Below are 14,076 nucleotides of genomic sequence, written 5' to 3'. Positions count from 1 at the left end.
AAGATCGTCGACTGGTACATGGACGGCAAGCTCAACATCGACGACCTGATCACCCACAAGCTGCCGCTGGAGCGGATCAACGAGGGCTTTGACCTGATGAAGGCCGGCACTTCGATCCGCACCGTCGTCGAGTTCTGAGTTCGCGCGAAGGAGACAGCATGGAACAGCTGAGCCAACACGGCGCCTTCGGCGGCTGGCAGCGCTTTTACAGGCACGACTCGACCGAGATCGGCCTGCCGATGAAATTCGCGCTGTTCCTGCCGCCCGAGCCCAAGGCACTGCTGGTCTACCTCGCGGGGCTGACCTGCACTGAGGAGACCTTCACGATGAAGGCCGGCGCCCAGCAGGCGGCGGCCGAGCTGGGCCTGGCGCTGCTGATGCCCGACACCAGCCCGCGCGGCGCCAACGCGCCGGGCGAGGCCGATGCGTGGGACTTCGGCGTCGGCGCGGGCTTCTATCTCGATGCGACGCAGGAGCCCTGGGCGAAGCACTGGCGCATGGAGAGCTACCTGATCGAGGAGCTGCTGCCGCTGGTGCAGAAGGAGTTCGGCCTGCCGGCCGACCGCACCGGCATCTTCGGCCACTCGATGGGCGGCCATGGCGCGCTGACGCTGGCGCTGCGGCATCCGGGCGTGTTCAGGTCGCTGTCGGCCTTTGCGCCGATCTGCGCGCCGATGCAGTGCCCCTGGGGCGTCAAGGCCTTCAGCGGCTATCTCGGCGAGGACCGCGACACCTGGCCGGCCCACGACGCCAGCGCGCTGATGAAGACTCAGCAGTCCGTACCGTATCCGGCCGGCATCCTGATCGACCAGGGCCTGAACGACAAGTTCCTCGTCGAGCAACTGCATCCGCAGCACTTCGAGGAAGCCTGCGCCGCCGTCGGCCAGCCGCTGACGCTGCGCCGCCAGGAAGGCTACGACCACGGCTACTACTTCATCGCCAGCTTCGTGGACGACCATCTGAAGCATCACGCCGAGCAGTTGTTGAAACCATGAGCTTCACCATCCCCGCCGCCGCCCGCATCGGCGACCCGCTGGCCGCCATCGACACGCCGTCCCTGGTGCTGGACCTCGACGCCTTCGAGCGCAACCTCGAGCTGATGCAGGCGAAGGCCCGCGCCGCCGGGCTCGCGTTGCGTCCACATGCGAAGGCGCACAAGACCCCGCAGGTGGCGCTGGCCCAGATCGCGCGCGGCGCGGTAGGCGTGTGCTGCCAGAAGGTGACGGAGGCCGTGCCCTTTGTCGAAGCCGGCGTGGCCGACGTGCACATCAGCAACGAAGTGGTCGGCGCGGCCAAGCTGGCGCTGCTGGCCCAGCTGGCGCGGGCCGCGCGGATCAGCGTCTGCGTGGACGATGCGAGTCAGGTGGCGCCGCTGGCTGCGGCCTGCGCGGCACAGGGCAGCCGGGTGGACGTGTTCGTCGAGATCAACATCGGCCAGGACCGCTGCGGCGTCGCCGGCGCGGCCGAGGTGCTGTCGATCTTGCACGTTATTTCAGCGCATCCCGGCCAGCTCTCGTTCAAGGGCCTGCAGGCTTACCAGGGGCGGGTGCAGCACATCCGTCCGCTGGCCGAACGGCGCGAGGCGGCGCTGGCTGCGGGCGCGCGGACGAAGGCCGTCGTGGATGCGCTGGCCGCGCAGGGCGTGGCCTGCCCGGTCGTCACCGGCGGCGGCAGCGGCAGCGTGGAGTTCGACCTGGCGGGCGGCGTCTACACCGAGCTGCAGCCGGGCTCCTACGCCTTCATGGACGCGGACTACGGCGCCATCGAGGCCGGAGAGCTGCGCTTCGAGCATGCGCTGTTCGTGCTGTCCGGCGTGATGAGCCGTGTCGATGCGCGGCAGGCCATCGTCGATGCGGGGCTGAAGTCGATGTCCGCCGAGTCGGGCCTGCCACGGGTCTGGGGCCGCGAGGGCGTGAACTACGAGGTCATCAGCGACGAGCATGGCAACCTCCGCGGCGCGCCGCTGCCCGTGCTCGGCGACAAGGTGCTGCTGATTCCCGGCCACTGCGACCCGACCTTCAACCTGCACGACGAACTGGTCTGCCTGCGCGGTGGCGTCGTCGAGGCGATCTGGCCGATCGCCGCGCGCGGCCTCAGCCGCTGACGAGCATCAGGCCGCCCAGGCCGACGAACACGCCGTAGAGCAAGCGCTGGAACCACAGCGGCGAGAGGCGGCCCACCAGCCGGTTGCCGAGTGCCAGCCCGGCGAAGGAGGCGACGAGGGCGGCGGCCACCAGGCCCGGCGCGGGCCATTGCGGCATCCCGCTGCCCAGGCGCAGCGCCAGCGCCGCGGTGCCGACCGTGAAGCTGATGCCCATGGCCTGCAGTTGCGCCGTCTTGTCCAGCCGCAGCGTCTGCATGAAGGGCACCATCGGCATCACGAACACGCCCGTACCTGCGCCCAGCGTGCCCGCGATGGCGCCGGCCACGACGGCTGCCGTCCGCGGCCAACGCTCGAAGGACGGAAGCTTCGGTTTTGCCAAACCCCAGCAGCCGTAGGCGATCAGCACCACGGCCAGCACGATGCGCGCCTGCGCCGGCGCGCTGCCGAGCGGGCTCCACAGCGTGGCCGCGGCGAGGGCGAGCCACATCGGCCAGAGCCGGCGGAGCAGGGAGGCGCCATGCGGCCCGAGGCATTGGGCCACGTTGGTCAGCAGCGCCGGCAGCAGCATCAAGGCCGCGGCGCTGGCCGGCGGCAGGCGCACCAGGCTGCTCAGCAGCGCCATCGACAGCGTCGGCAGTCCCAGGCCGGACATGCCCTTCACCAGCCCGGCCAGCACGAAGATCGCGGCGCAGGGCAGCCACAGCTCGGCGGTGTTCATCATCATGAGCGCATGGTCCGGTGCCGCCGCGCGGCTGTCCATCGGTCATCGCCGTTGCTATCCTCAGTCGATTCCGAAGGATAGGCAGACACCATGGCCCTGCATCGCATCGATCCCTACGACCTGCGCCTGTTCGCCGCCGTGGCCGAGGCCGGCACGATCACCGGCGGCGCCGCGGCCATGCACCTGTCGCTGGCGTCTGCCAGCGTGCGCCTGCAGAAGCTCGAGCGGGCCAGCGGCTCCATGCTGCTGCTGCGGTCCAAGCGCGGCGTGGCCCTGACCGACGCCGGCCGCACGCTGCTGCGCCATGCCGGGCTGATGCAGCGCCAGCTCGCCGCGCTGCATGCGGACATGGGCGCCCACGCGCGCGGGCTGAGCGCCACGCTGCGGCTGGCCGGCAACACCGCTGCCGTGAGCGAGCACCTGCCGCCGCGGCTCGGCCCCTTCCTGGCCGCCCATCCGCAACTGGACGTGGAGCTGAGCGAGCTGCCCAGCACCGAGGCGCTGCAGGCATTGCGGCAGGGACGGGTGGAGCTGGCGGTGGTGGCGGACCACGTCGGCCTCGACGATGCGGTGGCGGCGCGCGACTTCGGCATCGACCGCCTGGTCGCGCTGCTGCCGGCGCGCGGCGCGGGCCCGGCGCGCTCGACGGATTTCGCCGCGCTGCTGGACCGGCCCTTCGTCGGGTTGCCGCCGGAGGCCGGCCTCAGCCGCTTCCTCCAGCGCCGCGCGCTGGACCACGGGCGCAATCTTCATCAGCGCCTGGGCGTGCGCAGCTTCGATGCCGTGGCTCGCCTGGTGGCCGAGGGCGTCGGCGTGGCCGTGATGCCCGAGGCCGCGGCCTTGCGCTGGCCCGACCCGCGCCTTCGCCTGCGCCCGCTGCGCGATGCCTGGGCGACGCGCCGGCTGCTGCTGTGCTGGTCCGGCGAACCGACGGCCGGCGCGGCACTGCTGCGCGACGCGCTGCTGGCCTGACGCGGCCATCGGGGACAATCGCCCCCATGGCTGTCCTCTCCCTCACCAACGCCCATCTCGCCTACGGCCATGTCGCCCTGCTCGATGCCGCCAACTTTTCGCTCGAAACCGGCGAGCGCGTCGGCCTGATCGGCCGCAACGGGACCGGCAAGTCCTCGCTGCTGAAGATCCTCGCCGGGCTCGAGAAGCTCGACGACGGCCTGCTGCAGCTGCAGCAGGGCCTCACCAGCGTCTATGTGCCCCAGGAGCCGGAGCTGCGCGCCGAGGCGACGATCTTCGACGTCGTCAGCGAGGGCGTGGCCGAGGCGCGCCGGCTGCGCGAGATCTATGAGCGGCACGATCCGGCCGACGACCTGGACGCCGTGCTGGAGCGCATCGAGCACATCAGCGGATGGAACTGGGAGCAGCGGGTCGACGAGACCCTGCACCGCCTGAACCTCGACGGCACGCGCGTGATCGGTTCGCTCTCCGGCGGGCTGAAGAAGCGCGTGGCCCTGGCCCGCGCGCTGGTGGCCCAGCCCGACGTGCTGCTGCTGGACGAGCCGACCAACCACCTGGACCTCGACGCCATCACCTGGCTGGAGGAACTGCTCAACGCCTTCAAGGGCTCGCTGCTGCTGATCACCCACGACCGCTCCTTCCTCGACAACGTCTGCAACCGCATCGTCGAGCTGGATCGCGGGCAGCTGCGCGGCTACCCCGGCAACTTCGCCGCCTTCCAGGCTGCCAAGCAGTACGAGCTGGAGAACGAGGCGCTGGCCAATGCCCGCTTCGACAAGCTGCTGGCGCAGGAGGAGGTGTGGATCCGCAAGGGCGTGGAGGCGCGGCGCACCCGCTCGGTGGCGCGCGTGCAGCGGCTGCAGGCGATGCGCTCGGAGCACGCGGCGCGTCGCGACGTGCAGGGCAAGGTGCGGCTAGACATCGACACCGGCGGCAGCAGCGGCAAGATCGTTGCGGAGCTGGAGAAGGTGTCCAAGAGCTACGGCGGCCGCACCATCGTGCGCGAGTTCAACGCCACCATCCTGCGCGGCGACAAGATCGGCCTGGTGGGCCCCAACGGCGCGGGCAAGACCACGCTCTTGAAGATGATCCTGGGCGAGCTGGCGCCGGACAGCGGCAGCGTGCGCCTGGGCACCAAGATGACGGTCGCCTACTTCGACCAGATGCGCGATGCGCTGAACCTCGACGCCACGCTGGCCGACACGATCAGCCCCGGCAGCGAGTGGATCGAGATCGGCTCGCAGAGGAAGCACGTCAAGAGCTACCTGGGCGACTTCCTGTTCTCGCCGGCGCGCTCCGATTCGCCGGTGCGCACGCTCTCCGGCGGCGAGCGCAACCGCCTGCTGCTGGCGCGCCTGTTCGCCCGGCCCGCCAACGTGCTGGTGCTGGACGAGCCGACCAACGACCTCGACATCGAGACCCTGGAGCTGCTGGAGGAACTGCTGGCCGACTACGACGGCACGGTCTTCCTGGTCAGCCACGACCGCCGCTTCCTCGACAACGTCGTCACCAGCACCATCGTCAACGAGGGCGAAGGCCGCTGGCGCGAGTACGAGGGCGGCATCGAGGACTGGCTGGTGCAGTCGAAGCGCGCGGCCGAACTGGCGGCGCGCGCCGCCAAGTTGCAGCCGGCCGCCGCCGCACCGGCGCCTGCGGCTCCTGCGCCGGCGCCGGTCGTCGCCACCAAGAAGAAGCTCAGCTACAAGGAGCAGCGCGAGCTGGACGAGATCCCCGCCAGGATCGCCGCGCTGGAGACCGAGCAGAAGCACCTGAACGCGCTGCTGGAAGGCACCGAGCTCTACACGCAGGGCGCCGCCCGCATCGCCGAGGTGACCGAACGTGCCGGCGCGATCGACGAGGAGTTGCTGGTCCTGATGGAGCGCTGGGAAGCGCTCGAGGCGAAGTAGCAGACGTTCGGCGAAGGCACCCGTGGCCCACTCGAACGAGGGGGCTGCGCCTCGCGCCGTGACCAATGTCCGAATCTTCTTCAACTGCGAGTTAGGGGGGTGACGCGCGGCGCGATCCCCCTATCGCTAGGCTCCACACATCGTCAATTTCGATGGAAACGGAGCAAGCAATGAAGCGAATTTTCGGTCTGGTCGCGCTCGCCGCCGGCGTGCTGTCGAGTGCGTCGGCCGGCGCGCAGAACCTCGTGGTCAACGGCAGTTTCGAGCAGGTCACGAACCCCGCGGGCGTCCAGCAGACCACGGTGGACAACCGCTACATCAACTCCCCGTACAACCCCACCTGGGGTTTCGATCTGCCGGGCTGGACCAACCGCGGCTATGTCGCGGTGGTCTATGGAGACGGCGTCGCCGACGACCTGGCCAACCACCAGGTCATGACGAACAACGGGGCGCGGGCTTCGGGCAACAACGTCCTCGCCAGCGACAAGAACCTTTCGGGCGCACCCTCAGTGATTCCGACGAGCCCGGACGGCGGCAACTTCTTCGGGTCCAACGGGCACTACAACACGGGTTCGCTGACCCAGAATGTGCATGGCTTCGTCGTCGGCCAGCAATACGAGCTGAGCTTCTGGTCGGCGGCTGCCGTCAATCTCGGCGGCGCCTTCCCTACCGGCGCCCAACCCGCCATGCAGGGCAAGTGGGACGTCACCCTGACCGGTGCGACGACGGATGTGAACCTGAGCGTCGTCTCGCAGACCTTCGGCCCCTACGGTGGCTACTCCGACTGGGTGAAGACCACCGTCAGGTTCACCGCATCCAGCGTCTCGGAACTGCTGAGCTTCGCGCCCGGTACGCGTTCGGGCCCTCCCATGGACCTGCTTGACGGCGTGTCCATCGTCGCGGTGCCGGAGCCGGCGGAATGGGCGCTGATGGGTGTCGGCCTGCTGCTGATCGGCGCGCGGCTGCGCGCCCGGCGCGGGGAGCGCGCCTAGACGCGCAACTCGACGGCACCGATGCCGTCGAAGGCGACCGCCACGCGGTCGCCGGCCTGAAGGCCCTGGCGGACGATCCAGGCGCCGGTGGTCACCACGCTGCCGGCCGGCAGCACATCGCCATCGCGGGTCACATGCTGCAGGAAGGCGATCAGCCCCCAGGCCGGGTCACCGAGCGGGTGGGCCCCGGTGGCGCTCAGCGGCGGCTCGTCGTTGACCTGCAGCGTGCAGGCCTGCTGCGCCCAGTCCCGCCCCGGTAGCCAGGGCTGCCATTCGCCCAGTGCCAGCCCGCCGTGCGATTGCAGGTCGGCCAGGCGCAGCAGCGGGGGCGCGTCGAAGCCTTCCTCCCAGCGCGAGCTGACCAGCTCGATGGACACGGCGAACGAGTGGATCAGGCTGTTGAGCCCGGCCGGCGTCAGTGTCTTCGCTTCCCAGCCGGCGACCGGACGGCCGAAGCGCACCGCGATCTCCGCCTCGGCGCCGGGCTTGTGCAGGGCCAGGTCGGAGAAGTCCAGCATCTGCCCTTGGTACTGGCGAGCGCGGTCAGGAGGCAGTGGCGCATGGGTCAACCTGGCGTCACGCGAAGGGCCGCCGGATTTCCAGTACTCCGGTTCGTAGTCGTGCTCGTACCAGCCGAAGAGATCGATCAGGCCGCCTTGCACCGCATAGGCTTCCTCCTCGCTGCCCAGCACCCATTCGGCGGCGCTCATGCGTTCGCCGCGCGCCAGCGCCTGGCCCAGGAAGACGCTCAGAACCCGGGAGTTGCCGGGCAGGGCCCGCTTGGGGCGGGCGCCATTTTTGTCACGCTTGCTCATCCCCCGATCGTAGCGATCTCGCGGCGCTGATGCCTACCTTCGGCCGGCTGACATCGACGGACGGGCCGCGCGAGCTATGCCGCGCGCAGCAGCGCCCAGAACTTGGGATCCTGCGCGGTGGCGAAGTTGATCCGCATCAGCGTGCCGCCGCGCCGCGTGGCGCTGAACAGCAGGCCCGGCGCGGTGAGCCAGCCGGCATCCAGCAGGCGCTGGGCGAGGCGCTCGGTGTCGGTGCCCACGTCGATCCAGCCGAACAGGCCCTGCGGCGGCGTGACGAAATGGCAGCCGGCCGACGCGGCCAGCTTCACCGCGCGCAGCCGCGCCGCGTCGAGCCGCGCCGCGACCCGCTCGGCATGCCGGCGCAACTGGCCCTGTTCCAGGCACAGCGCCACGGCGCGTTCCAGCAGCGGGCTGGTGGTCAGCGTGGACAGCAGCTTCAGGTCGGTCAGCCGCCGTACCCGCTCGGCGCTCGCCGCCAGGTAGCCGACGCGCCAGGCCGGCGTGAGGATCTTCGAGAAACCGGAGACGTAGATCGTGCGGCGCAACCCGTCCAGTGCGCTCAGGCGCGGCGCGTGGTTGGGCGCGAGGAAGGCATAGGTGTCGTCCTCGACGATCAGCAGGTCGCCCGCCTCGGCCAGGCGCAGCACCTGGTGGGCCTGGGCCAGGCTCAGCGAGTGGCCGGTGGGGTTGTGCAGCACCGAGACGGTGACGTACATGCGCGGCCGGTGCTGCTCGATCAGGCGCTCCATCACGGCCAGGTCCGGCCCGTCCGCGCCGCGCGGCACCGGCAGCAGGCGCATGCCGGCCTCGGTCAGCCGCGCGTACTCGATCGCCCAGCCCGGGTCGTCCACCAGCACCGCGTCGCCGGGCTGCAGCAGGCCGCGGGTGACCAGGTCCAGCGCATGGGTGGCGCCGACGGTGCTGACGAGCTGCTCCGGCGGGCAGGCGATGCCCACGTCGGCCATGCGGCGCGCCAGGGCCTGGCGTAGCCGCGGGTCGCCGGCCGGCTCGCCGTAATGCAGTGCGAGCTTCTCGGCCTCCTCGCCCTGGGCCAGCACCTTGCGCATTGCCTGCTGGATCATCGGCAGGTCCAGCCACTCGGCCGGCAGCGTGCCCAGGCCCGGCGCGTGGCGGGCCTCGGCCTGGAACATGCCGCGGATCAGCGTGGTGGCGTCGAAGGGCGCGGAGGCGGGCCGCGGCGCCGGCGGCGGTCGTCCTCCTGCAAGGGCGGTTTCGCGAACGAAGAAGCCGCGCTGCTTGCGGGCTTCCAGCAGCCCTTGCGCCAGCAGTTGGTCATAGGCGGCCACCACCGTGTAGGGGCTCACGCCATGGTGCTTCGCGCAGTCGCGCACCGAGGGCAGGCGCGTGCCCGGCAGCAGCAGGCGCTGGGCGATGCGCTCGGCAAAACGGTCGGCCAGCTGGCGGGCCAGCGGCGTGGCGCCATCGCGGGAGAGCAGGCTTGTGCTGGTTTGCATGCCAATACAGATTGGAATGGGCTCATGCAAAGTGTACTGGTTCTGTATTGGTTGCGCGCCGTAGACTTGGCCGCATGAGCCTGAGCTTCACCCACTCCCTGCTGCTGTTCGCCGGCGCGGCGCTGCTGATGGCGCTGACGCCGGGGCCGAACATGGTCTACCTGCTGTCGCGCTCGCTGTGCCAGGGATCGCGGGCGGCCGTGATGTCCTGGACCGGCGTGGTGCTGGGCTTCAGCGTGCACATGCTGTCGGCGGCGCTGGGTCTGACGGCGCTGTTCATGGCCGTGCCGCTGGGCTACGAGCTGCTCAAGCTGGGCGGGGCGGTCTACCTGCTGTGGCTGGCCTGGCAGTCGCTGCGGCCCGGCGCGCGCTCCGCCTTCGAGGCGCGCGAGCTGTCGGCGCATGCGCCGCGGCGCCTGTTCGTGATGGGCCTGCTGACCAGCGTGCTTAATCCGAAGGTGGCGATCTTCTACCTGTCGGTGCTGCCGCAGTTCATCGTGCCGGGCGAGGGCTCGGTGCTGCAGCAGAGCCTGATGCTCGGTGGCACCCAGTTGCTGATCGGTTCCGGCGTGAACCTGCTGGTCTGCCTGTTCGCCGCGCCGCTGTCCGCCTGGCTGATGCGCCGCCGCGGCTGGCTGGCGCTGCAGCGCTACCTGATGGGCGCGGTGCTCGGCGGGCTGGGTGTGCGCCTGCTGCTGGAGCCATCGCGTGGCTGAGCAGGGGCGCGCCACCCGCGGCATGCTGCTCGGCGCCTTGGGCGTCTTCATCTTCGCGGTGACGATCCCGATGACGCGCCTGGCCGTGGGCCACCAGGGCGCGGCGCAGCTCGATCCGCTGTTCATCACCAGCGGCCGCGCGGCGGTGGCCGGGCTGCTGTCGGCGGTGTACCTGTGGGCCACGGGCGCGCCGCTGCCGACCCGGCAGCAGGCGCTGGCCCTCGGGATGACCGGGCTGGGCGTCGTGGTGGGCTTCCCGCTGTTCCTGGCGTTGGCGGTGCAGAGCGTCGATGCAATGCATGCGTCGGTGGTCTCGGGCGTGCTGCCGCTGGCGACGGCAGTGGTGGCCGCGCTGGCGCTGCGCCAGCGGCCCTCGATCGGATTCTGGCTGTGCGCCGTGGCCGGGCTGGCGCTGGTGCTGGCCTTCGCCTGGTGGCGCGGCGCGGCCGGCTTCCAGTGGGCCGACGGCCTGCTGCTGCTTGCGCTGCTGAGCGCGGCCGGCGGCTATGTCAGCGGCGCGCGGCTGACCGAGCGGCTCAGCGCCGAGCAGGTGATCTGCTGGGTGCTGGTGATCTGGCTGCCGCTCACCGCGCCGCTGGCCTGGGCCTGGCGGCCGACGCATCCGGTCGATACGGCGGCCTGGGGCGCCTTCGCCTATGTCTCGCTGTTCTCGATGTGGCTGGGCTTCTTCGCCTGGTACCGCGGCCTCGCGCTGGGCGGCACGATGCGCGTCAGCCAGGTGCAGGTGCTGCAGCCCTTCTTGTCGATGCTGCTGGCGGTGCCTATCCTGGGCGAGACGCTGGATGCGGCGACGCTGGTCTTCGCTGCTGCGGTGATCGTCGTCGTCTGGCTGGGCAAGCGCATGCCGGTCGGGCCTGCGCTGCGATGATGAATTGATGAATTCCTAACCTGAAAGCTGTGCGGATGACTTCCCCCTGGACCCAAGCGCGCCGTGCCGCGCGCATGAACCCCTCGATCATTCGGGAGATCCTCAAGGTCACCGAGAAGCCGGGGATCCTGTCGATGGCCGGCGGCCTGCCCTCGGCCGACACCTTTCCGGTCGAGGCACTGAAGGCCGCCTGCGACAAGGTGCTGAGCGAGACGCCCAAGGAAGCGCTGCAGTACGCCGCCAGCGAGGGCTTCGCGCCGCTGCGCGAATGGGTGGCGCAGCGCGTGAAGGCGCTGGGCATCGAGGTCGGCGCCGACCAGGTGCTGATCACCACCGGCTCCCAGCAGGGGCTGGATCTGGTGGGCAAGATCCTGTGCGACCACGGCGCGCCGGTGGCCGTCGAGACGCCGACCTACCTCGGCGCGCTGCAGGCCTTCACACCCTACGAGCCGCTGTTCACCAGCCTGGCCGGCGACGATGAAGGCCCGCTGCCGGAGTCGTTCGCGAAGCTCGCGCACGATGCGCCGGGCACCCGCTTCGCCTACCTGCTGCCCAACTACCAGAACCCCACCGGCCGCGTGATGGGCGCCGAGCGCCGCCGCGCGATCATGGCCGCGGCGCGCGCCGCCGGCGTGCCGATCGTCGAGGACAACCCCTACGGCGACCTCTGGTTTGACGAGGCGCCGCCGCAGGCGCTGTCCTCGATGTGGCCCGAGGGCTCGATCTACCTGGGCTCGTTCTCCAAGGTGCTGACGCCGGGCTTCCGCCTCGGCTACATCATCGCCCCGAAGGAGCTCTACCCGAAGCTGCTGCAGGCCAAGCAGGCGGCCGACCTGCACACCCCGGGCTTCAACCAGCGCGTGGTGTACGAGGTGATCCGCAACGGCTTCCTCGACGAACACGTGCCGAAGATCCGCGCGCTGTACAAGGCCAACCGCGACGCGATGGCCACGGCGCTGGAGCAGCACCTGCCGGCGGGCTGCGTGTGGAACAAGCCCAAGGGCGGCATGTTCTTCTGGATCCGCCTGCCCGAGGGCTTCGATGCGATGGCGATGCTGGAGACAGCGGTGGAGTCGGGCATCGCCTACGTGCCGGGCTCGGCCTTCTATGCGCATGCACCCGACCCGCGCACGCTGCGCCTGTCCTTCGTCACGCTGACGCCCGAACTGATCGCCGATGGCGTGGCCATTCTCGGCAAGGTGTTGCGCGAGGCGCTCAGCGTGGTGGAGGAACCGACGCCATGAGTGAGCTGCGCCGCTTCGTCCAGGTCGATGTGTTCACCGCCGAGCCGTTAAAGGGCAACCCGCTGGCCGTCGTCGTCGATGCGGCGGGGCTGAGCGACCAGCAGATGGCGGATTTCGCCCGCTGGACCAATCTCTCCGAGACCACCTTCCTGCTGCCGCCCACCGACCCGGCCGCCGACTACCGCGTGCGCATCTTCACGCCGGGCGGCGAACTGCCCTTCGCCGGCCACCCGACGCTGGGCTCGGCCCATGCATGGCTGGCCGCCGGCGGCGATCCGAAGAAGCCGGCGATGGTGGTGCAGCAGTGTGCGATCGGGCTGGTGAAGGTGCGGCGCGAGGGCGGGCGGCTGTCGTTTTCCGCGCCCCCGCTGACGCGCAGCGGCGCGGCCGATGCGGCCACCCGCGAACAGGTGCTGCGCTCGCTGCGCATCGGCGCTGATGAATTGCTGGACCTGCAGTGGGTCTGCAACGGCCCCGAATGGCTGGCCGCGCGGCTGCGCAGCGCCCAGGCAGTGCTGGCGCTGAAGCCAGACTTCGTGGCGATGGCCGGGCTGAAGCTCGGCGTCGTGGGCGCGCATGCGTCGGGCGGTGCATGCGATTTCGAGGTGCGAGCCTTCGTGCCGGACCTCGGCGTGCCCGAGGATCCGGTCACCGGCAGCCTCAATGCGGGCCTGGCGCTGTGGATGCAGGAAGCCGGCCTGGCGGCCCCGCGCTACGTGGCTGCCCAGGGCACGGCGATGGGCCGCGCCGGGCGCGTGCATGTCAGCCGCGATCCCGGTGGCAGCACCTGGATCGGCGGCGACGTGCAGCCGCTGGTGCACGGGCAGGTGAGGCTGTGACGATCGACCTGTTCCGCGAGGACGCCACGCTGCGCGAATGCAGCGCCACGCTGCTGCGCGCCGACGAGCGCGGCCTGCTGCTGGACCGCACCGTGTTCTATCCGCAAGGTGGCGGGCAGGCCGGCGATGCCGGCGAGCTGCGCCTGGCCGATGGTCGCGTCATCGCCATCGCTGACACGAAGAAGGGCGAGGGCGGGGAGATCCTCCATATCCCGGCGCCGGGCGTGGCGCTCGACGGTCTGGGGTCAGGTCTTGCCGTGACCGCTGTCATCGACTGGCAGCGCCGCTTCGCCCACATGCGCTTCCACACGGCCACGCACCTGCTCTGCGCGCTGATCCCGCATCCGGTCGACGGCTGCTCAATCACCGCCGGCTACGCCCGGCTCGATTTCCACATGAACGAGCCGCTGGACAAGGAAGCGATCACCGCCGGCATCGCGCGGCTGGTGGCCGGCGCCCATCCGGTCGGCCACAGCTGGATCAGCGACGAGGAGCTGGATGCGAATCCGGGCCTGGTGCGCAGCATGAGCGTGCAGCCGCCGCGGGGAACCGGGCGCGTGCGCCTGCTGAAGATCGAAGGCGTGGACCTGCAGCCTTGCGGCGGGACACATGTGTCGAACACGGCGGACATTGGCGCCGTGGTCGTGACGAAGATCGAGAAGAAGTCGGCCATGACCCGCCGGGTCGTCCTGGGATTCGCCCCATCATGAAGCTCATCGGCAAATCCGCCTCGATCAACGTGCGCAAGGTGCTGTGGACCAGCGCCGAACTGGGCCTGGAACTGCAGCGCGAGGAACAGCCCGATCTCGCATCGGCCGCATTCAAGGCGCTCAACCCGAACGCGCTGGTGCCGGTGCTGATCGACGACGGCTTCGTGCTGTGGGAATCGAACACGATCTGCCGCTATCTGGTGAACCGTGAACAGCGGCACGACCTGCTGCCCGCCGATCCGCAGGCGCGCGCCCGCGTCGAGCAGTGGATAGACTGGCAGGCCGGCGAGTTCAACAACGCCTGGCGCTATGCCTTCATGGGCCTGGTGCGTGGCAGCGCGGCTCACCAGGATCCGGTGCAGATCGCGGCGAGCGTCGCGGCCTGGCATCGCCACATCGGCATCCTCGCGGCCCGGCTGGAGGCCACCGGCGCGTACGTGGCCGGCGAGGCCTTCACGCTGGCCGACATCCCGCTGGGCCTGTCGGTCCATCGCTGGCGCGCGGCACCGCTGCCCGACCGGCCGGTGCTGCCGTCGATCGATGCGTATTTGCGGCGGCTGGGCGAGCGGCCCGGCTTCGTCCGATACGGCCTTGATGGTGGGCCGTGACGCTCTGCACGACTTCGTGATCTTGTTCTAGGGGGGCGTCCCTGAAACCGAGGGGCTCGGCCACGCCATCTCCACACCCCTGCC

The 14,076-nt window shown here is 70.4% G+C and carries 14 protein-coding genes and 1 pseudogene; 12 read left to right on the top strand and 3 right to left on the bottom strand.

Features of this window, described 5'->3' with window-relative positions:
- From B0W88_RS09615 to B0W88_RS09605, 3 genes and pseudogenes are all read left to right on the top strand, one after another.
- Positions 1-138, top strand: a pseudogene (locus tag B0W88_RS09615) (S-(hydroxymethyl)glutathione dehydrogenase); the annotation flags it as partial.
- 20 nt (positions 139-158) lie between these two features.
- A complete protein-coding gene (gene fghA / locus B0W88_RS09610; protein WP_077034438.1) occupies positions 159-995 on the top strand; it encodes an S-formylglutathione hydrolase in 837 nt (278 codons plus the stop codon).
- Entirely contained in the window at positions 992-2,104 is a 1,113-nt protein-coding gene (locus tag B0W88_RS09605) for a DSD1 family PLP-dependent enzyme (RefSeq protein ID WP_077034437.1), read from the top strand. Before fghA ends, B0W88_RS09605 begins: the two co-directional genes overlap by 4 nt.
- Here B0W88_RS09605 and B0W88_RS09600 read toward each other — a convergent pair.
- Positions 2,094-2,828: a sulfite exporter TauE/SafE family protein gene (locus B0W88_RS09600; RefSeq protein WP_077034447.1), complete on the bottom strand. Its 735-nt coding sequence runs from the start codon at positions 2,826-2,828 to the stop codon at positions 2,094-2,096. The two genes, B0W88_RS09605 and B0W88_RS09600, sit on opposite strands and share 11 nt — an antisense overlap.
- A gap of 87 nt (positions 2,829-2,915) precedes the next feature.
- Between B0W88_RS09600 and B0W88_RS09595 the strand changes: the two genes are divergently transcribed.
- From B0W88_RS09595 to B0W88_RS09585, 3 genes are all read left to right on the top strand, one after another.
- Positions 2,916-3,797 carry a LysR substrate-binding domain-containing protein gene (locus B0W88_RS09595; RefSeq protein ID WP_083748683.1) on the top strand — a complete coding sequence of 294 codons (882 nt, stop codon included), beginning with the start codon at positions 2,916-2,918 and terminating at the stop codon, positions 3,795-3,797.
- 26 nt (positions 3,798-3,823) lie between these two features.
- Positions 3,824-5,704 carry an ATP-binding cassette domain-containing protein gene (locus tag B0W88_RS09590; protein ID WP_077034436.1) on the top strand — a complete coding sequence of 627 codons (1,881 nt, stop codon included), beginning with the start codon at positions 3,824-3,826 and terminating at the stop codon, positions 5,702-5,704.
- Between the two features lie 170 nt (positions 5,705-5,874).
- The gene (locus tag B0W88_RS09585; RefSeq protein WP_077034435.1) at positions 5,875-6,696 is read left to right on the top strand and encodes a hypothetical protein; all 822 of its coding nucleotides are present in this window, start codon (positions 5,875-5,877) and stop codon (positions 6,694-6,696) included.
- Here B0W88_RS09585 and B0W88_RS09580 read toward each other — a convergent pair.
- Positions 6,693-7,511, bottom strand: a complete 819-nt coding sequence (locus B0W88_RS09580; protein WP_083748682.1) for a fumarylacetoacetate hydrolase family protein — start codon at positions 7,509-7,511, stop codon at positions 6,693-6,695. The genes B0W88_RS09585 and B0W88_RS09580 overlap by 4 nt on opposite strands.
- A gap of 74 nt (positions 7,512-7,585) precedes the next feature.
- Positions 7,586-8,986 (bottom strand): PLP-dependent aminotransferase family protein, encoded by a 1,401-nt coding sequence (locus B0W88_RS09575; RefSeq protein WP_144006687.1) that lies wholly within the window; start codon positions 8,984-8,986, stop codon positions 7,586-7,588.
- Between the two features lie 74 nt (positions 8,987-9,060).
- On the opposite strand from B0W88_RS09575, the gene B0W88_RS09570 reads away from it, so the two are divergent.
- The 6 genes from B0W88_RS09570 (at position 9,061) to B0W88_RS09545 (ending at position 13,992) form a co-directional block, all read left to right on the top strand.
- A complete protein-coding gene (locus B0W88_RS09570; RefSeq protein ID WP_077034434.1) occupies positions 9,061-9,702 on the top strand; it encodes a LysE family translocator in 642 nt (213 codons plus the stop codon).
- The gene (locus tag B0W88_RS09565; protein WP_233151669.1) at positions 9,695-10,591 is read left to right on the top strand and encodes a DMT family transporter; all 897 of its coding nucleotides are present in this window, start codon (positions 9,695-9,697) and stop codon (positions 10,589-10,591) included. Before B0W88_RS09570 ends, B0W88_RS09565 begins: the two co-directional genes overlap by 8 nt.
- Before the next feature lie 74 nt (positions 10,592-10,665).
- Entirely contained in the window at positions 10,666-11,835 is a 1,170-nt protein-coding gene (locus tag B0W88_RS09560; protein WP_233151668.1) for a PLP-dependent aminotransferase family protein, read from the top strand.
- Positions 11,832-12,674, top strand: coding sequence for a PhzF family phenazine biosynthesis protein (locus B0W88_RS09555; RefSeq protein WP_077034432.1), 843 nt, complete (start codon positions 11,832-11,834; stop codon positions 12,672-12,674). The genes B0W88_RS09560 and B0W88_RS09555 overlap by 4 nt, the downstream gene beginning before the upstream one ends.
- Positions 12,671-13,384 carry an alanyl-tRNA editing protein gene (locus tag B0W88_RS09550; RefSeq protein WP_077034431.1) on the top strand — a complete coding sequence of 238 codons (714 nt, stop codon included), beginning with the start codon at positions 12,671-12,673 and terminating at the stop codon, positions 13,382-13,384. The genes B0W88_RS09555 and B0W88_RS09550 overlap by 4 nt, the downstream gene beginning before the upstream one ends.
- Entirely contained in the window at positions 13,378-13,992 is a 615-nt protein-coding gene (locus B0W88_RS09545) for a glutathione S-transferase family protein (RefSeq protein ID WP_077034442.1), read from the top strand. Before B0W88_RS09550 ends, B0W88_RS09545 begins: the two co-directional genes overlap by 7 nt.
- Positions 13,993-14,076 lie beyond the last annotated feature (84 nt).

Origin of the sequence: Pelomonas sp. KK5, assembly GCF_001984095.1 — a bacterium.
Classification (GTDB): domain Bacteria; phylum Pseudomonadota; class Gammaproteobacteria; order Burkholderiales; family Burkholderiaceae_C; genus KK5.
The sequence above is the reverse complement of the archived record's forward strand: the minus strand, read 5'-3'. Positions and strand labels throughout refer to the sequence as shown.

What these genes read in the sequence shown, in the direction of transcription:
- B0W88_RS09575 (WP_144006687.1), bottom strand. Translation starts at nt 8,986, where the DNA reads ATGCAAACCAGCACAAGCCTGCTCTCCCGCGATGGCGCCACGCCGCTG.
- B0W88_RS09605 (WP_077034437.1), top strand. Translation starts at nt 992, where the DNA reads ATGAGCTTCACCATCCCCGCCGCCGCCCGCATCGGCGACCCGCTGGCC.
- fghA (WP_077034438.1), top strand. Translation starts at nt 159, where the DNA reads ATGGAACAGCTGAGCCAACACGGCGCCTTCGGCGGCTGGCAGCGCTTT.
- B0W88_RS09560 (WP_233151668.1), top strand. Translation starts at nt 10,666, where the DNA reads ATGAACCCCTCGATCATTCGGGAGATCCTCAAGGTCACCGAGAAGCCG.
- B0W88_RS09580 (WP_083748682.1), bottom strand. Translation starts at nt 7,511, where the DNA reads ATGAGCAAGCGTGACAAAAATGGCGCCCGCCCCAAGCGGGCCCTGCCC.
- B0W88_RS09600 (WP_077034447.1), bottom strand. Translation starts at nt 2,828, where the DNA reads ATGATGATGAACACCGCCGAGCTGTGGCTGCCCTGCGCCGCGATCTTC.
- B0W88_RS09570 (WP_077034434.1), top strand. Translation starts at nt 9,061, where the DNA reads ATGAGCCTGAGCTTCACCCACTCCCTGCTGCTGTTCGCCGGCGCGGCG.
- B0W88_RS09590 (WP_077034436.1), top strand. Translation starts at nt 3,824, where the DNA reads ATGGCTGTCCTCTCCCTCACCAACGCCCATCTCGCCTACGGCCATGTC.
- B0W88_RS09595 (WP_083748683.1), top strand. Translation starts at nt 2,916, where the DNA reads ATGGCCCTGCATCGCATCGATCCCTACGACCTGCGCCTGTTCGCCGCC.
- B0W88_RS09555 (WP_077034432.1), top strand. Translation starts at nt 11,832, where the DNA reads ATGAGTGAGCTGCGCCGCTTCGTCCAGGTCGATGTGTTCACCGCCGAG.
- B0W88_RS09585 (WP_077034435.1), top strand. Translation starts at nt 5,875, where the DNA reads ATGAAGCGAATTTTCGGTCTGGTCGCGCTCGCCGCCGGCGTGCTGTCG.